This window comes from Vibrio sp. NC2, from assembly GCF_025195005.1.
Lineage (GTDB): Bacteria > Pseudomonadota > Gammaproteobacteria > Enterobacterales > Vibrionaceae > Vibrio > Vibrio splendidus.
In genome coordinates this window covers 207,510-229,171 of record NZ_JANVFC010000003.1, presented here as the reverse complement: position 1 = coordinate 229,171, position 21,662 = coordinate 207,510, and the positions used below count along the sequence as shown (strand labels likewise).

General features: G+C 45.5%; 24 protein-coding genes. 19 read left to right on the top strand and 5 right to left on the bottom strand.

The features are described 5' to 3' along the window. Window positions 1-59: 59 nt before the first annotated feature. The 15 genes from NX845_RS06420 (at window position 60) to NX845_RS06350 (ending at window position 12,091) form a co-directional block, all read left to right on the top strand. The gene (locus NX845_RS06420) at window positions 60-707 is read left to right on the top strand and encodes a sigma-70 family RNA polymerase sigma factor (RefSeq protein WP_108091384.1); all 648 of its coding nucleotides are present in this window, start codon (window positions 60-62) and stop codon (window positions 705-707) included. After that, complete coding sequence (locus tag NX845_RS06415; RefSeq protein WP_108091385.1) at window positions 700-1,410, top strand: ChrR family anti-sigma-E factor; 711 nt, start codon at window positions 700-702, stop codon at window positions 1,408-1,410. The genes NX845_RS06420 and NX845_RS06415 overlap by 8 nt, the downstream gene beginning before the upstream one ends. A 144-nt stretch (window positions 1,411-1,554) precedes the next feature. After that, on the top strand, window positions 1,555-2,502 hold the full coding sequence (locus NX845_RS06410; protein WP_108091386.1) for a DUF523 and DUF1722 domain-containing protein: 948 nt from the start codon (window positions 1,555-1,557) through the stop codon (window positions 2,500-2,502). Continuing rightward, a complete protein-coding gene (gene phrB / locus NX845_RS06405) occupies window positions 2,499-3,944 on the top strand; it encodes a deoxyribodipyrimidine photo-lyase (protein ID WP_260256672.1) in 1,446 nt (481 codons plus the stop codon). The genes NX845_RS06410 and phrB overlap by 4 nt, the downstream gene beginning before the upstream one ends. Before the next feature lie 14 nt (window positions 3,945-3,958). Next, on the top strand, window positions 3,959-4,390 hold the full coding sequence (locus tag NX845_RS06400; RefSeq protein ID WP_009846086.1) for a nuclear transport factor 2 family protein: 432 nt from the start codon (window positions 3,959-3,961) through the stop codon (window positions 4,388-4,390). Further along, window positions 4,390-5,121, top strand: coding sequence for an SDR family NAD(P)-dependent oxidoreductase (locus tag NX845_RS06395; protein ID WP_260256671.1), 732 nt, complete (start codon window positions 4,390-4,392; stop codon window positions 5,119-5,121). The genes NX845_RS06400 and NX845_RS06395 overlap by 1 nt, the downstream gene beginning before the upstream one ends. 2 nt (window positions 5,122-5,123) lie before the next feature. Then, the gene (locus NX845_RS06390) at window positions 5,124-6,395 is read left to right on the top strand and encodes an NAD(P)/FAD-dependent oxidoreductase (RefSeq protein WP_017094203.1); all 1,272 of its coding nucleotides are present in this window, start codon (window positions 5,124-5,126) and stop codon (window positions 6,393-6,395) included. Continuing rightward, a complete protein-coding gene (locus tag NX845_RS06385; protein WP_102567568.1) occupies window positions 6,392-7,198 on the top strand; it encodes a DUF1365 domain-containing protein in 807 nt (268 codons plus the stop codon). The genes NX845_RS06390 and NX845_RS06385 overlap by 4 nt, the downstream gene beginning before the upstream one ends. 117 nt (window positions 7,199-7,315) lie before the next feature. Next, a complete protein-coding gene (locus NX845_RS06380; RefSeq protein ID WP_256799191.1) occupies window positions 7,316-8,596 on the top strand; it encodes a cyclopropane-fatty-acyl-phospholipid synthase family protein in 1,281 nt (426 codons plus the stop codon). Beyond that, window positions 8,574-9,095, top strand: coding sequence for a DUF2878 domain-containing protein (locus NX845_RS06375; protein WP_017082959.1), 522 nt, complete (start codon window positions 8,574-8,576; stop codon window positions 9,093-9,095). Before NX845_RS06380 ends, NX845_RS06375 begins: the two co-directional genes overlap by 23 nt. 3 nt (window positions 9,096-9,098) lie before the next feature. Beyond that, a complete protein-coding gene (locus tag NX845_RS06370) occupies window positions 9,099-9,686 on the top strand; it encodes a chalcone isomerase family protein (protein WP_061021166.1) in 588 nt (195 codons plus the stop codon). Continuing rightward, a complete protein-coding gene (locus NX845_RS06365) occupies window positions 9,683-10,225 on the top strand; it encodes a DUF3833 domain-containing protein (protein WP_260256670.1) in 543 nt (180 codons plus the stop codon). Before NX845_RS06370 ends, NX845_RS06365 begins: the two co-directional genes overlap by 4 nt. A gap of 330 nt (window positions 10,226-10,555) precedes the next feature. Continuing rightward, entirely contained in the window at window positions 10,556-10,819 is a 264-nt protein-coding gene (locus NX845_RS06360) for a hypothetical protein (protein WP_004732701.1), read from the top strand. A 245-nt stretch (window positions 10,820-11,064) separates the two neighbouring features. Next, window positions 11,065-11,739: an SDR family NAD(P)-dependent oxidoreductase gene (locus tag NX845_RS06355; protein WP_260256669.1), complete on the top strand. Its 675-nt coding sequence runs from the start codon at window positions 11,065-11,067 to the stop codon at window positions 11,737-11,739. A gap of 112 nt (window positions 11,740-11,851) precedes the next feature. After that, window positions 11,852-12,091: an RNA-binding protein gene (locus tag NX845_RS06350; protein WP_017084996.1), complete on the top strand. Its 240-nt coding sequence runs from the start codon at window positions 11,852-11,854 to the stop codon at window positions 12,089-12,091. 148 nt (window positions 12,092-12,239) lie between these two features. On the opposite strand, the gene NX845_RS06345 is transcribed toward NX845_RS06350, so the two are convergent. From NX845_RS06345 to NX845_RS06330, 4 genes are all read right to left on the bottom strand, one after another. Next, on the bottom strand, window positions 12,240-12,584 hold the full coding sequence (locus NX845_RS06345; protein ID WP_004732696.1) for a ribosome recycling factor family protein: 345 nt from the start codon (window positions 12,582-12,584) through the stop codon (window positions 12,240-12,242). Window positions 12,585-12,794: 210 nt separating this feature from the next. Then, a complete protein-coding gene (locus NX845_RS06340; protein WP_260256667.1) occupies window positions 12,795-14,027 on the bottom strand; it encodes a MalY/PatB family protein in 1,233 nt (410 codons plus the stop codon). 122 nt (window positions 14,028-14,149) lie between these two features. Beyond that, window positions 14,150-14,617 carry an OsmC family protein gene (locus tag NX845_RS06335; RefSeq protein WP_260256666.1) on the bottom strand — a complete coding sequence of 156 codons (468 nt, stop codon included), beginning with the start codon at window positions 14,615-14,617 and terminating at the stop codon, window positions 14,150-14,152. Window positions 14,618-14,646: 29 nt separating this feature from the next. After that, window positions 14,647-15,039 carry a GFA family protein gene (locus NX845_RS06330; RefSeq protein ID WP_017077078.1) on the bottom strand — a complete coding sequence of 131 codons (393 nt, stop codon included), beginning with the start codon at window positions 15,037-15,039 and terminating at the stop codon, window positions 14,647-14,649. Between the two features lie 214 nt (window positions 15,040-15,253). Here NX845_RS06330 and NX845_RS06325 point away from each other — a divergent pair, with 214 nt between their 5' ends. Then, entirely contained in the window at window positions 15,254-16,093 is an 840-nt protein-coding gene (locus NX845_RS06325; protein WP_017091916.1) for a LysR family transcriptional regulator, read from the top strand. 237 nt (window positions 16,094-16,330) lie between these two features. Then, window positions 16,331-18,358, top strand: a complete 2,028-nt coding sequence (locus tag NX845_RS06320) for an alkyl sulfatase dimerization domain-containing protein (protein ID WP_237297885.1) — start codon at window positions 16,331-16,333, stop codon at window positions 18,356-18,358. A gap of 132 nt (window positions 18,359-18,490) precedes the next feature. Here NX845_RS06320 and NX845_RS06315 read toward each other — a convergent pair whose 3' ends face one another. Then, window positions 18,491-19,420 carry a LysR family transcriptional regulator gene (locus NX845_RS06315; protein ID WP_017090035.1) on the bottom strand — a complete coding sequence of 310 codons (930 nt, stop codon included), beginning with the start codon at window positions 19,418-19,420 and terminating at the stop codon, window positions 18,491-18,493. Between the two features lie 173 nt (window positions 19,421-19,593). On the opposite strand from NX845_RS06315, the gene NX845_RS06310 reads away from it, so the two are divergent. Together NX845_RS06310 and NX845_RS06305 are read left to right on the top strand one after the other, a co-directional pair. After that, entirely contained in the window at window positions 19,594-20,277 is a 684-nt protein-coding gene (locus tag NX845_RS06310; RefSeq protein ID WP_260256664.1) for an SDR family oxidoreductase, read from the top strand. A gap of 90 nt (window positions 20,278-20,367) precedes the next feature. Further along, the gene (locus NX845_RS06305; RefSeq protein ID WP_065605101.1) at window positions 20,368-21,606 is read left to right on the top strand and encodes an MFS transporter; all 1,239 of its coding nucleotides are present in this window, start codon (window positions 20,368-20,370) and stop codon (window positions 21,604-21,606) included. Window positions 21,607-21,662: the final 56 nt, after the last annotated feature.

The window sequence follows — 21,662 nt, the reverse complement described above, 5'->3', positions numbered from 1 at the left end:
TGATCCCGACCTTCTCCTTTCACGTAGTGCCACTCAAATTCGCATGATGGTTAAGTACTATGCAAGCCGAAAGCAGAAGTTCAGGGAACGGCAAGGAGCATGTCATTATCCCCGACAACAAACTACCTAATGAAAATAAGGTACCTACAGAGCTCTCAAGCTGGTTGATTTTGGTTGGTTCAGACCGAGACAAACAAGCCTTCACCTGTTTGTTCAAGTTCTTCGCACCTAAGATCAAGCGTTTTGGAATCAGCAAGTTGGGCAGCGAAGCTGCTGCAAACGAGCTAGTTCAAGACACGATGACTAACGTTTGGAAGAAAGCGCATCTCTACAACGAAGAGAAAGGCGCTGGGACTACTTGGGTCTACACCGTGATGCGAAACGCTGCTTTCGACATGCTACGAAAGGTAAAAGCTAAAGCAGAGCAAACCATCGCTGACGACATTTGGCCAATAGATGCAATGGTCGCGGAATCTCAAAGTGATGAATTACCGTTTGGTGATCATTTGATGAGCCGCCATGTAATGACTCAAATAGAGAAGTTGCCTTTGGCTCAGAAAACGATTGTTAAAGGCGTTTACTTTCAGGAGTTGTCACAAGAGCAACTCGCTCAACAACTTGGCGTCCCACTTGGAACCGTGAAATCACGTCTAAGACTCGCTTTAGCCAAACTTAAGGTTCACATGGGGGAACAAGATCATGATTAAACATCACCCAAATGCCGCAATTTTGAAAGATTTTGTCGATGGCACACTCGCAGACTCAGTTTCTTTGATTGTCTCTAGCCATGTAGAACTGTGTCAACACTGCCAACAACAAGTAAGCATGCTGACGGCGCAAGCTGCTAACTCAGTCTTTGAAAGCGATACATCTGCCTTTGAAAGTGATACCTCAGGGCTTCAACTTTCTGACAGCGAAATGGATGCGTTCTTATCCGATGATGGGGAGTTTGATTTTGATGCGATTGCTCAAATCACTGCTGATTCATCTCAAGCTATCGAAGTGACACCCGAAGTTCAGCAAGTTACGGTTGCAGACACCACGTTCACTATTCCTCGCGCGTTGAATTCAGTGGCGAGAAAAGACTGGATGAACTTAGGCAAAATTTCACGCGCAAGACTCGATTTTGACGACGAAGCACACCACACCAGCTTGCTGCACATCGACAAAGATGGACAAGTGCCTTGCCACACCCACAAAGGCTTTGAGATTACGCTTCTTTTAGAAGGCAGTTTCGAAGACGAAATGGGCGTCTACAACAAAGGCGACTTCATCTGGTTAGATGGTGACCACACCCATCAACCAGCCACCAAAGAAGGTTGTGTGTGTTTAACTGTTTCAAGTGATGCGCTTTACTTCACAAAAGGTGTGAGCCAGTTATTCAACCCACTGGGTAAATACATTTATTAGATTGAAAAGATTTACCGGGTACGTCACAAGACTCATAGAGTTGGCTAGTAAGCAAAGTAAAAACCGAACTAAAGTAATGTTTAATAAGCAACAAAACACACAATATAAGAATAACAACGAGCAATGAGCGTAAGGAATTGACCAATGGATAAAAAAATAAAAATAGGCATTAGTGCATGTGTCGCCGGTCATAAAGTTCGGTTCGATACTGGTCATAAACGTTCGCGCTTCTGCACCGACGATCTTGCAGATTACGTAGAGTTGGAACCTGTTTGCCCAGAGATGGGCATTGGGCTTCCAACGCCTCGACCAACCATTCGCCAAGTTCGTCAGCAAGACAATATCATTCACGTTTCTAGACCTGACGGTTCTGGTGATGTGACCAATGATCTGATCGAGTTTGGACAAAACTATTCAAAGAGCAACCAGCACATCGCAGGATTCATTGTGTGTCAAAAAAGCCCAACCTGCGGTATGGAAAGAGTAAAAGTGTACCACCACCACGGTCGCGGCTCTGAATCGACAGGCGTAGGCATGTTCACCAAACAAGTGATGGAAGGCAACCCATTACTTCCAGTTGAAGAGAATGGTCGCCTCAATGACCCTATTTTACGCGAAAACTTCATGACACGTGTCTTCACTTATCAGAAGTGGCTCAACCTTGTTGACGAAGGCGTAACTAAACACAAGCTGATTCAATTCCACAGCGCTCACAAGTACTTAGTAATGTGTCACCACATTGAAGGCTATAAGAAACTTGGGAAATTATTAGCAAGCAACGATCTTGAAATCGATGAGTTGGCAAAACAATATATTGAAGGCTTGATGACGGCATTATCTCACCACGCGAACCGTGGTAGCCACGCCAATACTCTGCATCATTTGCAAGGTTACTTTAAGAAACAATTGAGTAGCGCGCACAAGCAAGAGCTTACCAATCAGATTTCATCATTCAGAGAAGGTCTTGTTCCTCTGTTAGTTCCACTAACACTGATTAACCACTACTTGATGGAATATCCAAACGAGTACCTTGAATCACAGGTTTACCTAAACCCGCACCCACAAGAACTTAAGCTGAGATACGGATATTGAGCGACATTCTATGGATAAGACGAGACCTGAGGATTCACGATAACCCAGCGCTCGTCGCGGCAGTTGAAAACGGCGTCTCTATCGCCGTTTTTATTTCAACGCCACAGCAATGGCAGCAACACCACCTTGCGCCAATCAAAGCCGATTTAATCTATCGTCACCTGCAGCAACTTGAATCCCAACTCGCTGAATTTGGGATCGATCTTTTGCACCTCAAAGCCACAGACTTTGACGACCAAGCCGCACAACTCACTCATCTATACAAACAGCTTGATGCGACGTGTGTTTACGCAAATTCTGAGCCTGAAGTAGACGAGCAGTTACGTGACAAACGCTTAATCGCTAGCGGTATAAAACTGAAGATAACCGACTGCGATACGATTCTGCCATTAGGTAGCGTGCTGAATAAACAAGGTGAGATGTTCAAGGTTTTCACACCTTTCAAAAACGCATGGTTAAAAGAAGTGCAAGCGAAAGGCATCATTTGCAGCCACGCTCCAGTGCATTCAACAGGATCAGCGCAAGCAGGTTCATCTGAAACGGATTCGCTTCAGAATCCATCACAACTGAAACAATCGTTAAGTGGTTTTTCTGGCGAGTACGATTTCGACTTTCCGCGTACCGATTCAGAGCGTTGGCCACTAAGCCAAGACGTGCTTGAGAGCGTGATCCCCAATTTCTTAGCCAATAAAGTTAACGACTATTCTCGCCTTCGAGACATTCCCTCGATAAAAGGCACGTCTGGACTATCCCCTTATTTGGCGATTGGCGCTGTAAGCCCACGTTGGTTAGCGATTCAGTTGATACAGCAACAACCCGATTTGTTGTTTGACACACAACTGCCAGCCTTTTCTTGGCTTAATGAATTGATTTGGCGAGATTTTTATAAGCATTTGATGTTCCATCATCCTAAGCTGGTTAAAGGTGCGAACTTTCAGCAGAAATACAACGGCTTAGATTGGTATCACGACAACCCTAGCTTCAAGGCGTGGTGCGAAGGAAAAACCGGATATCCATTGGTTGATGCAGCAATGCGTCAATTAGTTGAGACAGGCTGGATGCACAACAGGCTAAGAATGGTGGTGGCAAGCTTCCTAACCAAGCACCTGCTGATCGATTGGCGTTGGGGTGAGCGTTTCTTTATGTCGCACCTTATCGATGGTGATTTCAGCGCGAATAATGGTGGCTGGCAGTGGGCTTCAAGTACTGGCTGTGATGCTCAACCCTACTTTCGAATTTTCAATCCGATCACTCAGAGTGAAAAGTTTGATCCAAAAGGAATTTTTATTCGTAAGTACATACCAGAGCTGCAAAATATCCCAGATAAACATGTGCATTTCCCACATGACTTTATCACTAAAAACGGAATAGACAGCGAATACTGGCAACCCATCGTTGAGCACAAAGAAGCACGATTGAGAGCCTTAGCCTTCTTCAAATAATTAGAGTGAATATTATGGATAACTCTCTATGGCTTGATAACTTTCTCAACATGTATCGAGAACTCGGAACCGACAATTTCGACGTGCTTAAGACGGTTTATCACCCTGATATTGAATTCCAAGACCCGCTGCATCATGTCAGCGGTATTTCGGCGCTTACGCACTACTTCGAGAACCTCTACACCCAGGTAACGAGCTGTTACTTTCATATCGAACACACTTTCGAAGTGAACGACGAAGCTTCGGTGTATTGGACGATGCAATTTTCTCATAAGCAGCTGAACGGTCAAAAGCCAATCGAAGTACAAGGACACAGCCACCTTAAGATGCTCGACGGCCAAGTGGTTTATCACAGAGACTATCTTGATGTCGGCTCTATGTTGTACGAACACATTCCAGTTCTGGGCTGCGCCATCAAATCCATCAAAAAGAGAGCGAGCCAATAATGCATATTATGATCACAGGCGCGACCTCAGGTATCGGCCAATCACTGGCTATCGATTACGCTCAACAAGGGCATCAGGTGATTACGTGTGGCCGTAACCCAGACAAGCTGCAAGCCTTAGTTGATTCTCACGAGACAGACATCGCGCATTCATCCATTACGCCGCTCTGTTTCGACTTAACCGATTACCATAACTTCCCAGAGCTCGACCAAGACAAGCCGCTCGATCTGCTGATTTTAAATGCGGGTGATTGTGAATACATCAACGACCCAGTGAATTTTGATGCTGAGCTTTTCGAGCGCGTCATCAACATCAATCTAATTTCAATTGGCTACGCCCTTAAAGCCTGGCTAAAAAACATTAAGCCGGGCGGCCGTTTGGTTTTAGTAAGTTCCAGCGCCAGCTTTTTACCTTTGCCAAGAGCCGAGGCTTATGGCGCTTCAAAGGCAGCCCTCACCTACTTAGGCAGAACACTGTCGGTTGATCTGGCCGAGCACAATATTCATGTCTCAATTGTGCACCCAGGCTTTGTTGAAACGCCATTAACCGAGCGAAATACCTTCTCTATGCCTATGATTATTAGTAGTGAGGCCGCAACTCAGCGAATCGTAAATGGTATTGCTCAAGGAAAGAGTGAAATCGATTTCCCAAGACGATTCATCATGTTGATGAAGCTACTAAGAATGCTTCCAACTCCAGTTTGGCAAAAACTCGCTTCAAGGATGGTATAACAATGAAGAAAATCGCCATTATTGGGTCAGGTATCTCTGGACTCACTTGCGCACACATATTAGATAAGCACCACGACGTGACCGTATTCGAAAAGAACGATTATGTTGGGGGCCACACCGCGACCGTTGATATTGAACATCAAGGCTCGGCGTTTTCGATAGATACTGGCTTTATCGTATTTAACGATCGAACCTACCCAAACTTCAATCAGCTACTCGAACAACTCGGTATTGAAAGGCAACCTACCGAGATGAGTTTCAGCGTCCACAACACCACCACTAAGTTTGAGTACAACGGTCACAGCATTAATTCGTTGTTTGCTCAGCGAAGCAATATTTTCAAACCTCAGTTCTGGTCTTTAGTGTCAGACATTCTCAAGTTCAACAAACTGTGTAAGGCTCAGTTTGAAAGCAATGAATTCACACCAGACGTTACCCTTGGCAGTTTCCTACGCGATAATCAATTTTCCGATTTTTTCAGCCAGCACTATATCCTACCGATGGGCGCAGCAATTTGGTCGACAAGCTTAGAGGAAATGGAAGAATTTGAGCTTAAATTCTTCATTCAATTCTTCTACAACCACGGGCTACTCGACATCGCGAACCGTCCACAATGGTATGTAATTCCTAAAGGGTCGCGCTCTTACGTTGAAATCATCCTTTCAGGTTTGAACAAATCCGTCGCTTTGAACACATCGATCAAACAAGTCACTCGCCATGAAGCGGGCATCACGATTGAATTTGAAGATGGCGGCACACAAGACTTCGACGAAGTGATATTTGCTTGTCACTCAGACCAAGCGTTACGTTTACTCGGCGATGCGACAGAGCAAGAGAAACAGGTACTGGGCGAGATCCCATACAGCCGCAATGAAGTGGTTCTGCACACTGATACCCGATTGTTACCAGACAGAAAGCTTGCATGGGCAAGTTGGAACTACATGTTGGATGGCGACAGTAAACGACCTGCCTGTGTGACTTACAACATGAACATTCTGCAAGGCATCGAAAGCCAAGACACCTTCTGTGTCACCTTGAATCAAAGCGAAGCCATCGACCCAAAAAAAATCATTCGCAGCTTTGTTTATCATCACCCGGTACTTAATTCGAACACGGTCGAAGCTCAGCACAAGCGTGAGCAGATTTGTGGCAAAAACCAGACGCACTTTGCCGGCGCGTACTGGTACAACGGCTTCCATGAAGACGGTGTCCACAGTGCACTCGATGTGACCAAACGCTTCGGTTTAGATTTGAGTACGAGTTCAGCGCTATGAACAGTCAAACCCTGACATCCGAAATAGAGATCGCATCCGAAAAGAGTGAAGAGCTCAGCGGGATCTATTGGGGCAACGTCAGACACCGCCGCTTTGGCGACATAACTCATGAGTTCAGCTATCAGCTGTATATGATGGGGTTAGATCTCGACGAACTGCCCCAAACCACAGCGCGTAGTGTGCTGTTCGGAACTCGATGGTACAACCCAATTCGCTTCGTCGAATCGGATTATCTCGCTGAAAAAAAAGAAAATGCCACCACGGATGAACCAAAATCACTTAAACAACGTATAGCTTCCAAAGTACAAAAACTTGGTGGGGTTTGGTCTGATTCAAACCGTGTGACGATGCTGGCTCAGTGCCGTTGTTTAGGTATCTATTTCAGCCCAATCAATTGTTTCTTCTGTTACGACGAAACAGGAGATTGTAAGTACATGCTGGCCGAGGTGAGTAACACGCCTTGGCGAGAAAGACACTACTACCTGATCGACATGCACCAAGAATTAAAGGTTAAGAAAGAGTTTCACGTTTCGCCGTTCATGGATTTGAACATGACTTATTTTTGGAAAATTAAGCCACCAGCGAAACGCACGTTAGTTCATATCGAAAGCCGCCGAGACGACAAGCTTTTCGATGCGACACTGGCTCTGACGAAACAGTCAGTAACCAAGACAAACATTAGACGAACGGTATTTAAGATTCCGGCGATGACGATAAAAGTCGTGATGGGCATTTATTATCAGGCTCTCAAATTATTCCTGAAGAAAGTACCGTTTGTGGGGCACCCAGACTCAACGTCTTAAGTGTCTTCACAGCAACTAAATAATAGAATTCGACCCTAGCTTGGGTTCGCTCCAACCAAGGGCATAACCCAGCTTAGTTGGCACAAAATATTAGAATGAGTTATCAGCGAGGTTTACATGGAACAGCTTGCCAAACAAAACAACAACATTGAACAACAAGCTAAAGCCGTTGCTGTTTCAAGCAACTGTAAATATCGAGCTTTAATCTTTAAGGTTCTAGAAAGCCTGCAATTCGCGACGCTTGAGATCATTGAGCGCGACCAGCATTCGGTGTTCGGCGATCGAGAAGCCGATTTGAAAGGTCGAATCGTGATTCACGATGCAACCTTTTTTAGAGATGTCGTGATTGACGGCAGTATTGGCGCATCTGAGGCCTACATCGATGGCAAATGGACAAGCCCAGACCTCACCAAAGTAATTCAAATTATGGCTCGAAATCAATCCCAACTCGACGAGCTTGACGACAAAACGCAATGGATTTCTCGCATCAAAAACCTATTGCTGCGTCGTAAGAATGCCAACACAGAACAAGGCTCTAAACGTAATATTCTTGCGCACTACGATATTGGCAACGAACTGTACGAGCGCTTCCTAGACAGCTCGATGCAATACTCTTCCGCTATCTACAGCGAAGAAGCAGAAACCCTATCCAAAGCTCAGCAAAACAAAATGAAAACCATCTGTGAGCGATTAGAGTTGTCAGAGAACGATAACGTGGTCGAGATAGGCACAGGCTGGGGTGGCTTAGCTATATTCATGGCGCAACACTACGGATGCCATGTCACCACTACCACAATCTCAGATGCCCAACACGCGCTTGCAGAACAGAGAGTAAAAGCGCTTGGCTTAACCGACAAAATCACCTTGCTTAAAGAGGATTATCGTAACCTCACTGGTGAGTATGACAAGTTGGTCTCTATCGAGATGATTGAGGCGGTCGGCCATGAATATCTACAGACCTTCTTTGAGAAATGTTCTTCACTGTTGAAACCATCAGGCAAAATGCTGATTCAAGCAATCACCATCGCCGACAGTCGTTATGACAAATACCGCAAAGGCGTCGACTTTATTCAGAAGTACATTTTCCCGGGCGGTTGCCTACCTTCGGTCTCAGTGATGACCCAACACCTTGCGACCAGTACAGATCTTGTGGTTCAAGAAATCGATGACATTGGCCTGCACTACGCTCGAACGCTTAACGATTGGAATGTTGCCTTTGAAAACAGTTGGGAAGAGTTAGAGTCTCTCGGCTATTCAGAAGAGTTTAAGCGCTTGTGGATCTTCTACTTCTGCTACTGTGAAGGTGCATTCAAAGAGCGCGTGATCAGTACTCATCACTTAGTTGCTAGAAAACCTCGTTACTTTGGAGTAAAAGATGAAACGGTTTTGGATTATTAATCTCGTTCTGTTTCAAGCGACCTGGGTTTGCAGCGCATTCTTTACCGCGCAAGCCCCGTTCGTGGCGCCACTGATTGTGGCCGTTCACTTCCTTCTCTCTCCTACTCGCAGTAGCGATCTGAAAATACTCATTTTATTACCATTGGGGCTGTTGCTTGATAGCCTCTTACTTCACTTCGGCGTGTTTGCCGTCGACTCTGAAATTGCAAATCAATCTTGGTTCCCAGTGTGGCTAGTCTGCCTGTGGATCATGTTCTTAATCAGTTTTAACCACAGCCTAAATTGGCTTTTAAAATGCTCGAAAGTGATCTTGTTTGTCATAGGGTTCGTAGCAGGTACTAGTAGTTATTGGGGAGGCATCAAAGCAGGCGCCCTTCTGACTACTTGGCCAGACGCATCGGTGTTAGCTGCCCTTGCAATAAGTTGGGGGATTTTGTTGCCCTTACTGGTGGCCGCTTACTCCAACTTAGTACAACCCAAAATGGCAACAACGAGGTGACTTATGGCTTTTCCACGCAACCCTACGCAAGCATTCAAATCTGAGAGCGATGTTAGTCGCGTTCGCACTCAAACAAGCGAGCAATCAAGAAACCGACTATTTAGCTTAGTCACCCTAACCCTCATTTGCGCAGCACTCCTTTTTACCGGGAATGCCAACGCTTCTGCTGTCGATGATTTAAACAAGCGTGGCCAAGGTGAGATGAGTTACTTATTTTGGACTTTGTATTCTGCAGAGTTCTACACCACGCCATCTAACTCTGAGCGTGCTTTGAAACTTGAGTACTACCGAGCAATTGACAGCAAAGACCTTGTAGACGCAACCAAAGACCAGTGGAGCAAACTTGGTTACTCCAACAACAATATCCAGCGTTGGTTGAAGCCTTTGTACGCAATGTGGCCCAACGTTGAGGAAGGCAGCACGCTGACTATCCGAGTTGCTGAAGACAACGTAAGTCGCTTCTATTTCGATGAACAACCCATCGGCACCATCCAAGACAAGCAATTTGGTGAAGCCTTTCTCGCGATTTGGTTATCTGAAAACACATCTGAGCCAGGTCTACGCAAACAACTATTAGGTTTGAACAAATGAATCCAAAAACAACAATAATAAAATTTGCTTTGGCACTGTTTTCACTCACTTGGCTAGCGGGTTGTGGCTCTGCAAGTTTAGAAAACCACGTAGACACTACGCCAGAGCTCAAGCTTGAAACCTTTTTCAACGGCGAGCTAATGGCATACGGCATGGTACTCGACCGCTCTGGTAACCTACTACGCCGTTTTGACGCTAAGCTCGTAGCGACTTGGGACGGTGACAAAGGAGAAATCAAAGAGTGGTTCTCTTTTGCTGATGGCGAGCGCTCAACACGCGTTTGGAACCTGATAAAAACCGGCGAAAACACCTATTCAGGCACTGCTAATGATGTAGTCGGAACCGCTTATGGCGAGACTCTAGGTTCTGCTCTGTATTGGAAATATGACTTAGAAATCGAAGTAGACGGTAGCACCTATGAAATCGTATTAGACGACTGGATGTTCTTGATGGACGACAAACGCTTGTTCAACAAAACTGAGATGTCTAAATTTGGTTTCAAAGTAGGCGAAGTGATCTTATATATCGAGAAGATTTAATCTAACCGCTCTTTCCTGTTCCCATTTTCATCAACGGTAACCGTTACCCCAAAAGACACTTTCAGCCCAACATATAATCTAAGCCCGCAAACAATTTCAGCCCACAATGCAATCTCAACCCACAACAGAAAATTGTGGGTTGTTCTGTGTAATCCCTCGAATAGCATACCTGCATGCTCAAGCCTTTGTGCTAAGATGCGCCACCAGCATACAAATGGGCTAAACTCAGTTGAGCGGATGTGATACACAGTTCCACCAATTCAGAGCACTTCCCCATTGTTTCGCTAAGCGTAGATTCCCTACCATGAATAATTGAAAAGGCTTTAAAGCATGAGCAAGTTGACCTCAGCGGAGCGTAAAGCTCGCGACAATGAACGTTTCTCACAACGTGTAAACGACCGCAGAGAAAAAGGCGAAGACGTAGTTGCTTACGCACTGACCAACAAGAAAGCTGTAAAATTTCTGACTAAGTCGGAAAAGAAACGCTTCAATGAAGCGAAAGTCATTCGCCAAGAAGAACAGCGAGTGAAAGATCAAGAAGAACTCAACAGAATCGAAGACTCATTCACGACCAAACAGTTCGACGAAGAGTAATCTGATTTCAAAAGCGCTGGCTCTATGCCGGCGCTTTTACCTTTACGTGCTTTACCTTTAGGCATTTTTCCTTTCTGCTTTTCTTGTTATCTTCCTATCTTCCTATCTTCCTATCTTCCTACGACTTTCTCAAACCTCTGTTTTATCGATCTTACTCATGGATCTCTGCATCTTGGTCTTAGATCTCAGCAAACAGGTATTCAAAGCCTTACTATCTCGATTCAATTCAACAATTCCGAGTCACCATGATTTTAATCACCGGATCAAGCAGCGGTTTAGGCGCAGCTTTAGCCAAGCAATATGCGAACACATCGAACAGCCATCAGCGCTTAATGATCACTGGCCGCAGCTCCCAACGTTTAGCTGAATTAGCGAAAAATCTGCCTGCGAATACTGTTAGCCAAGCCTGTGACTTGTGCGATCCACAATCAGTGAGTGAGTTATTGGATGCGTTGCCTGAAACACCAAAGCTGGTGGTTCATAGCGCAGGCAGTGGGTACTTCGGTAAAATTGAACAACAAGATCCCGCCGCCATCAGCGACATGCTGAAAAACAACATCGAGTCTTCGATCTTTTTGATTCGCGAGCTTGTGCAGCGCTACAAAGATCAATCAGTCACCATTGCAGTGGTGATGTCGACCGCGGCTCAAGGCGCTAAAGCAGAAGAGTCTACTTACTGCGCAGCCAAATGGGCCGTTAAAGGCTTTATCGAATCGGTCAGGTTGGAGCTCAAAGGTCACCCGATGAAGATCGTTGCAGTTTACCCCGGCGGGATGGCAACCGAGTTTTGGGGAACCAGCGGCAAAGCAATGGATACCTCAAGCTTTATGACCGCACAAGAAGCCGCTCAAATGCTGCAGCAGGCGTTAACCAGTACCGAGCATGGATATGTGTCAGATATCACGATAAACCGCGGTTAACGGCTAATGAGAGCAGCGAACAGGTAAACCGAGCTATTCCGCTAATTATTTGTGAGGGTGAGCACGAAAGTGTGCGACAATGCTCAGCGTAAATTCATATTCAAGGTTTATTATGAAACTTCTAGTTCGTAACCTATCGCGCTCTACTGCAGAGCAAGACATCCGTGTTCTATTTTCTGAGTTCGGCTCAGTAAAAGAGTGCAGCCTAGTTTTAGACCAAGAAACTGGCGAATCTAAAGGCTTTGCATTTGTTGAAATGCCAGAGCACGAAGAAGCTAAAGCGGCACTAAACAAGCTGAACTTGTCAAAGCTTGGCAGCAACACGATTCGTGTAAAAGTAGCTAACTCTTAATCGAGTAAACGCTTTATAAGCCACATGGCTTAGCTTAAGCAGCACAAGCACAGATGATAAAGCCCGTAACGATATTGCGCTGAAAAACGTAATATCGTTACGGGCTTTTTGCTGCTCGCGATTCTCTTTTCACACGATTCGAATACGCCTACAGCCCTTCATGTTCATCAATGGCACGCCTTGCTTCGGCCATTGAACATCCAGATTCCATCACCAGTTGAGCGACGGTCATGGAGGGTGTCGCGGCCAACAGAGATGCCAAACACACCACAGGTTTAGGCAGCACTTTGTCGATTGCGATTGCTATCCAACCGTCTTTTTCGTGAGTTAACATCGTTTTAAATTCAACGAGTTGATGCTCTTGAGCGACCAACAGCCAATTGCGCGAACGACGAACTCGCTTCAACTGGCATCCACATTCTGCAGCATGCGCCATCACTTGGCTTTTATCACTCACACGATGTACAAAACTATTCAGTGGGACGCTAAACATAACTCTCTGCTAACCAATCTATTCCTACCATTCAAGAGATCGCTACCTATCTCTCAGTACTTTCTAACTGTCACTCAATAAAACCGTACGTAGGATTACACAGACATAAAAAAACCGCCAGTGATGCACTAAGCAGCCTCGCGGTTTTTTGTTCTTTAGAGCCTAACGCTCAGCATCAACAGCTAAGCGTTTTCAATTCAACATGGATAATCAGCAACAGCTTTTTGAATTTCCGCTATCACAGCAGTTTGAACTCTCCTGACTTCCTCGCTCAAAACCATCAATCGCGTCGGCTAAAGCAATAAACGACTTCTCGATATTGTCACGTGACGTTGCGATGTTCATTCGCATGAAGTTAGGGCTTTGCGCACCAAACCAACCACCTGGGGTTAAGCCCATTTTAGCCTGTTCAAACACCACATTTTTTAGCTCTTCTTCCGAAAAATCCAAGCCTGAGAAATCAAACCACACTTGGTAAGTCCCTTGCGGTTGGAAGACTTTTAGCTGAGGAATTCGCTGCTCAGAAAATTCGGTAATCCACTTAACTGTGTCTTGCAGATACACCAGCATGCCGTCTAACCACTCTTCACCTTTCTCAAAGGCAGCCACGGTTGCAAATGTGCTGAACGCATTACCATGGTCGAGATACATCGCTACCACATTGGTTTTGAACGCTTCAAATAACTCATGATTGTTGGTGTACACATAACCATTTGAGATGCTGTGCATGCCGAAGGTTTTCGCCGGAGAGCCTATCAAGGCAATGACCTTGTCGTAATCAAAGCTGCTTAAGCTCGTAAAAGCTTGACCTTCAAAGATAATGTCGGAATGAACTTCGTCGCTGATGATCAGCACATCGTGGCGCTTGGCGATTTCGATGACTTGTTCAATTTCTTGAGGTGTCCACACTCGCCCAGTCGGGTTATGCGGATTGCAGAAAATCATCGCCTTCACTTGCTGTTCGATGATCTGTTGCTCCATACCAGCAAAATCAACCTGATAACTCTGTCCGTCATTAATCAACGGGCTATTCACGACCTGACGACCTGCTTTATTCACCAAATTAGCGAACTGATGATAAGCCGGCGTATGAATAAGTACACCATCACCCTCGTTGGTAAACTGGCGCAGTAACAACGCGATGCCTGGTAATACTCCCGGAACCTGAACGAATTTGTCTGAAGACAGATTTAAACCATGACGCTTTGAATACCATTGAGATAGCGCCTCAAACACCGCCTGTTCATTGAACTCATACGAGTACACTCCACGCTCAACCAAACGATTCAGCTCTTGAGTGATCGGTTCGGCTACCTGAAAATCCATGTCGGCAATCCAGTAAGGAAATACATCGACAGTGTTGTAAATGCTCTCTAGCATCTCTGGTTTGCTTTTGATAAACGCATGTTCACCGTAATTCGATGCACTGTTAAACGCTGTCATGGAGGGTTCCTCAAATAGTGTGCTTGGTTCTTTTGCAATCAACTGGATTGCCTGAATACCCTTAAGACGATAGCGAGATAAAAAGGACGAAGCTTTTAAAGAAATCTTGTGATTAATTAAGATTAATCTCGCATCTCGACCACAATTTCAGTCTTGACCGAGTTCGCGATAAAGCAGTTTTTGTGCGCCAAATGATGCAGTTTGTCGAGTTGTTTAGCAGTTGGTATCTTAATGCCCGAAAACACAATGTCAGGTCGCAGAGTCACCTTAGTGACAGATGAGCGACCGGATTCATCTTCTTCCAGTACACCAATCGCATCATCCACGTAAGAGTCGATCACGTACTGCTGCTTTGCGGCAATGCCCAAAAACGTCAGCATATGGCAGCTAGAAAGTGCCGCGATAAAGGCTTCTTCCGGGTCAACGTTCGCTTCCACCGAAAACGGCAGTGGCACAACATGAGGAGAAGATGAAGCTGGCACAGTGATACCACCATCGAAATCCCACGTATGACCGCGACTGTATTGGTTGTCGCTAAAGGCTTCATCTTCCGCTTTTTGCCAGCGAATGACCGCTCCATATTCAGACATAATTAATTCCTTTTATATTGTGTAACGACTTAGCGATCAGCAGGGTGATTAACGCCATCGTTGGTCACCACATCACCAATATCAAAAGGGTTCACCCCTTCCAAACAGCCGATGTTAAAACCGTATTCATTTGGGCTTGAGCGGCGTTGGTGATGGGTATAGATACCGCAGTTTGAGCAGAAGTAATGCTTCGCGGTGTTGGTATTGAATTGATAAAGCTTAAGATGCTCCGCACCTTTGAGGATCTTGATACCATCCAGCGCCACAGAGCCCACAATCGCCCCTCTACGACGGCAAATAGAACAATCACAACGACGTGGTTTTTCTATCCCGTTAGGTAAGCTGAGCTCTAATTCAACCGCACCGCAATGGCAGGTTGCCTTATGAAAAGGTTTGATAACCGTATCTCCGACCTGTTTCATGAGCACTCCTTGTTCTGGTTGCTGGTTACTTTTTGCCCATCATATCCTGATTTGTTATTTTGGTAAAAAAATGTGTTTTCCAACAAATATATAGCGCATGTTTTCAACACATAATTTAAGCTAAATCTCGGCACCACTGACTCTACCATCATCGACACAACGATCACTGAGTCGTATTCAAACTATTTAATCTCTTTCTACAGAGCACACCTATATGAATCTCAATCTGATTAAACACTTTCTCGCAGCTTATGACTTCAAGAGTATTTCTAAGGCAGCAGAACATATGAATATGACTCAGCCATCAATGACCGCCGCGATCAAAAACTTTGAAGAGCAGAGCGGAAAGATCATGTTTTATCGCACCAGTCGTTCAATTCAGCCGACAGAAGATGCGCATTATCTTGCTGAGCAATGCCGAGAAATATTAGGTCGGCTCGACTCAGTATTTAAAGAAGAGAGAAAGCTAAAAATCTGCTGCCCAGAAGTGATCATGCAGGCACTCCCTGGCTATGAAGGCGTCTACTTTGTTGAAACTCCCGCCATCGAATACAGCATTTTGGACAAACTAAGAACCGGAGAGGTGGATATTGTTGTCGACGATATCTCTGTTACTGATCACTCCTTTATTGTCGAATCGATCGGCTCCCAAAAGCTCGCACTTGCGTGTCGTAAAGACCACCCAACGATTGGCGATACCATCTCCCTTGAGCAGTTCAAAAACGCCGAGCACATCATGCTGCGCCTAAAAGACAAAAATGTAAGCGCACTAGAAACCCGAACTGAAGAGGCATTTGAGCGTAACGTGGTTCGAGAAGTTTCCGGTCAATCGAATCTACTGCTGAACGCTCGTAACTCTGACGCGGTGTGCATTGTCAGTGAGTCCATGTTTAATTTAGCAGAAGAGCTAGGGCTAAAAGTCCTCGAACCGCCATTTGCGTTGCGTAACTACGAAATGAAAATGATTTATCACAAACGCAGTATTCAAGATCAGCGACATGCTCAAGTTCGAGAACACATCAAAAAGCATCTAACACCACCTTCCAAGAAATAAACAAAAACTATGCAAGCAATGATAATTCTTAAATAAAGGCAAAATAAACCAAATTACATAGATAAAATCTATGTGTTTTATAGTTACTACCCAATGGTTCGCCGCTTAAAAACTGCCTAAGATATCGTCATCAACGAGGTCTATTGCACACCCTCGTATCCTTCAACTTTTGAAGAACGACGAAACAGGATGGATTCTGAGTCTGATTCATACGAAATACAGAACCAGGGTAACACTATGAAAAAAACCATTATTGCTCTCTCAATCTTAGCGTCTTGCAATGTGATGGCTCACTCTCATCACGCATCAGAGCGTTTAACTCACGGCGACCATGACCACTCATTCGATATGAGCGAGTACGATGTTGTGCTTTCTAATAACTATGACCCGTTTGCTAATGGCATTGAGTTTCTCTCTCCAACCATGTCTGCTGAGCAGCAAAGTTACTTCCCTTTATCTGAAAATGCCTCGACAAAACTAGCGGGGTCATTCCCAGAAATAATCTGGCGAGGTGAACCTCTATTCACGCCGGAATACAACAAAGAAAACATGGAAAAGGCGCTGCAAGAAGGCAAAATTCATCCAGAGTTAGCAGCGATGGAAGAAGCAATGACCAACCCTGTGATCTTTAAGCTATCAGACCGCATGTACAACGCATTTGGCTTTGAGGGAGCTTCGATCACCTTCCTTCAGGGTGACAAAGGACTGATCATTATCGACGCTGGTTCAACGGCTGAAACCGGTGAAGCCATGCTGTCGGCTTACCGTGACGCAACTGGAGACGAGCGTGAGGTTCATACGATTTTCTATACTCACCACCACCCAGATCAATGGGCAGGAACCGAGGGGCTAGCAACGCGTGAAGACTTCGAATCTGGCAAAATTAATGTCATCGCTCATGTTGATTTCCAGAAAAAAATGAATGAAGAGTCTGGCATTTATCTTAATCAACAGTCGATTCGAACCGCGTATGCATTTGGTGCCTTTATCCCTCATAACAATGACTACGATAAAGGGGTAAACCAAGGTGTTGGCTACCCAGCAGACATCGTGATGCAATCACAAAACAAATCCTTCTTCGCGCCAAATATCTTAGTCGACGATCTGATGATCATGAAGGTAGATGGCCTTACATTGGAGTTTTTCCACACCCCAGGCGAAGCGCCAGATGGTGTTGCACTCTATGTACATGAAACGGGAGACATGGTCGGTGGCGATACCATTCAAGGTGAAACCATTCCAAACCTCTACACCATTCGTGGTACCGAGTACCGTGACGGCCTTGAATGGGCAGACTCTATAGACCGTATGCGCCGCTATCAGCCAAAAACGCTTTCCCTACACCACGGCCGTTCTGCAGTAAGCCAAGAGCGTGTTGAAGATGTAATGAAAGCCTACGCGGATTCACTGCGCTACATGCAAGATCAAACGGTTCGCCATATCAACAAAGGCTATACCATGCATGAGCTTTCGGACAGTATCCGTCTGCCTGAAGAACTCAAAGATCACGATTACCTTCGCCCGTTGCGTGGCTCAGAATATCAAAATGTTGCCAATATCTATGCGGGTAATGTTGGTTGGTTCAATGGTGATGCCAGTGAGCTTGCGAAGCCTGCACACAAAGACATGGCGCAACTTTACGTTGATATGATGGGTGGCTCAGACGCCATTAGAAAGGCTGCGGATCGCATGATCGAGAAACAACAGTACGGTGAAGCGATGCAGATCCTAACGCATGTTATCCGAGTCGATCACAACGATATGTATGCTCGTGGACAAAAAGCCGTTGCGCTAGAGCGTTGGGGTTGGGAACAATCGACCCCGGGTTGGCGTCACTGGGCACTCACAGGTGCAGCAGAGCTTCGCGGAGAACTAGATGGCGTACTCGATACAATGAACTTTTTTGGCGATGCCAGCAAGTTCGTTGAGGCACCAACCGATGATGTGATGTCACTGATTCCAACTCGCCTAATAGCCGAGCAATTGAACACCAACGAGACGCACGTCATCAACCTTGTTGTGGATGGAAGCCCATACCTTGTCAACGTGTCTAACCGCACAATGGCTGTCGACAATGGTTTTAGCTCTGAGAGCGCCGATCTCACCGTCGATATGTCAAAACAAGACCTTGTTCACTTGTTCTTAGTTAAAGACATCAATGTTGAAGAATCAACAGCGAAAGCAACCAAGGGCGATATCAAGCAACTTCAACGTTTGGTTGATGTGATTGATACCTTCTCTCCGTTCTACCTACACCTTCGTTAACCCAAAAAAATAACCCGTGCCTCATTCATTTGAGGCACGATAAGAGGTGCCCATGATAGACAAAGATACTTTTATCCCAAGGGCGTTAGCGGTTGCCATCGTTGTATTTCTTTTACTTGTTTAACTCGGAAATTAACGACTCGAGCTGACGTAATCGCCAAAGCGCTCAAACAGAAAATCCAGAAACAGTCGGATACGCTTCGGCTGATATTTCTTGCTGATGTACACCACATTCAAGTCGGCGCTCGACACCGACATCGCGGTATTGAAGTTTTTCATGTAGCCATTAAGCAGAGTAACAAGGCGTTGGTTATTGATGTCGTCTTGCACATCCAGCACCGATTTAAGCGCAATGCCCTCACCTTTTAATGCCCAGTACCGAATCACTTCGCCATCGTCTGAAAATCGCTTCGGCACAACCGTCACCGACTTCTTCATATCATTATCTTGGAAGTGCCATGTCTTGAGCTCTTCATTACTGCGCAGCATCGCCAAGCAGTCGTGCTCAACCAAGTCTTGTGGTGTTAACGGTGTTCCATGTTTAGCAAGATATTCAGGAGAAGCGCACAACACGCGTCGGCTTGGCGATAAGCGTCTGGATATCAAACTGCTGTCGACCAGTTCACCATAACGGACCACGATATCCATGCCAGATTCAGCAATGTTCGAGAGGTTATCGTTCAAGTACAGGTAAGGAATAACATCCGGATACTGCTGGCAAAACTCCGAAAGAATAGGAAGAATGTACTGCTTTCCGATGTCTTTTGGCGCGGCGATTTTTAGCGAGCCTTTGACTTCTTTTACGCCATTTTGAATCAGGTTTTCGGCCTCACTGACGTTGTCTAAAATCTCCAAACATGCCTTGTGATACAGCTCGCCAGAGTCGGTCAAAGACACATGTCTTGTGCTTCGGTTCAGCAATTTCACACCATATCGTTCTTCAAGTGCCTGCAACCTTGCTGTCATCGTCGCAGGAGAAAGCCCTAACTCTCGCCCCGCCGCTGCTAACCCGTGATGCTTAACAATGCTCACGAACATCGCCATATCTGAAAACTTATCCATACGATTCTCGCTTCCACCTCTTCGTCTTACTTCTCGATCTTAATGCTCGATTTGAATACCCAGTCACACTATTCAGATTAACCGAATAATGAATTTATATTTTAACCAATTATCAAATTTAGTCGAATAAATATAATGGCAAACATCAACAGAACAACGCAGGAATTCAGAGCATGACTAACGAATCGACTAAACAAGAGCAACACACTTTCGTCATCATTGGTGGCACATCAGGTATCGGCAAAGCACTAGCGATGCAACTAAGAAACGAGAACAACACGGTACATATTGCCAGCCGACACACAGGCGTTGATATCACCGATGAAAAGTCGATTTGTGAATACTTCGAATCGATTGGCGTGTTTGACCACTTAATCGTAACGGCTGGCTCATCCGCTCCCGCAGGAAAAGTAACAGACGTAGCAACCGCAAACGCTAAGACAGCTTTTGACACTAAGTTTTGGGGCAGCTTAAACGTAGCCAAACATGCCGCACGCTACATGACGCCAAACGGCTCTATCACCTTCACAACTGGTATGTTGTCACGCAAAGTTGTTGCTGGTACTTACGTAAAAACCGCCATCAACGCCGCACTAGAAAGCGTAACCAAAATACTGGCGAAAGAGCTATCACCCATTCGAGTCAATGCCGTTAGCCCGGGTTTAACCATGACGGAAGCCTACAAAAACATGGACGATTCCGCTCGTGCAAACATGTACGACAACGCCAAAAACAACCTACCCGCAGGTAAGGTTGGCGAGCCTTCAGAGATAGCCATGGGTTACCTGTTCGCAATTAATAACCCATACGTCACTGGGTCAATCATCGATATCGATGGCGGCGCTCTACTCGGCTAACACTCCGCAAAGAAGCAAAGACATAAAGAACAATCGTTAGGGCGTGTATCTCACGTCCTAACAAACAAGAATTTACATAGGTAGATCATCATGAAACAAGAAACCGTCAACCAAGAAACTATCCATAAAGAAACTACCCATAAAGAAAAGATTCCATTCCAAGTTTGGATACTGACACTCGCTGCATTTGCAATCGGCACGGCTGAGTTTGTTATCGCAGGCATTCTTCCACAGATCGCCACATCACTTTCAATCACAGAAGGCCAAGCTGGCTACCTTATCAGTGCTTACGCGTTGGCTATCGTTATCGGCGGCCCGATCTTAACCATCTACCTTGCACGTTTTAACAAGAAGATGGTGCTGATTGGCTTAATGGCACTGTTCATCATCGGTAATGTCTTATCAGCCCTTGCTCCTAGCTACCCACTTCTACTTGCCAGCCGTGTTATCGCAGGCTTAGTGCAAGGCCCTTTTTATGGTATCGGTGCGGTTGTTGCAACCAACTTAGTGTCTGAAAAAATGGCAGGTCGTGCCGTTGGCCAAATGTTCGCAGGCTTAACACTCGCTAACGTTCTTGGCGTTCCAGCTGGTACATGGGTCAGCTTGCAATTCGGCTGGCACACTACTTTCTTTACCGTGGCAGCACTTGGCACTATCGCGATGCTTGCCATTCTGACTTCGATTAAATCGACCGGTCACAGTGAAGCGAAAGACATCAAAACTCAGCTTCTAGCATTCAAAAATCCAATGTTACTGATCAGCTTAGCAATCACCGCTTTTGCTTGGTCTGGCTTCATGACGCTTTACGGCTACCTTGCGCCAATCGCCATGCACATCACAGGTTACAGTCAAGAATCAGTGACTTGGATCTTAGTGATTGTGGGTGTTGGCTTAATCATCGGTAACACCTTGGGCGGACGCTCTTCAGATAAAAACCTAGGCAAAGCTTCAATGTTTTGGGCTATCGCGATGATCATTTCATTGGTGGTAGTTGGCCTTGTGGTAGACAACAAAATCCTATTCGTTGCAGCTGCATTTGTCTTTGGTATTGCATCATTTGCGAACGTCCCTGCCATGCAACTCCGAGTAATGAACCACGGTGGCGAAGGGCAAGAGCTAGCAGCAACTGCGAATATCTCAGCGTTTAACTTAGCCAATGCCTTTGGTGGATTCCTTGGCGGCATGGTACTCGACAGCCAACTAGGCGCAGGCATGATTCCGTTCGCAGCCGTTGTGGTTCCTATCGTCGGCTTATTCTTAATCGCTAAAGCTAACCGAAAAGAGAAACCACAAAGCAACTCAATATTTGCACCAACAGAAGCTAAATAATTTAAGAACTCCGTAACTTCAAAGTGCCAATTCATTATCAAACTGGAATTGGCACA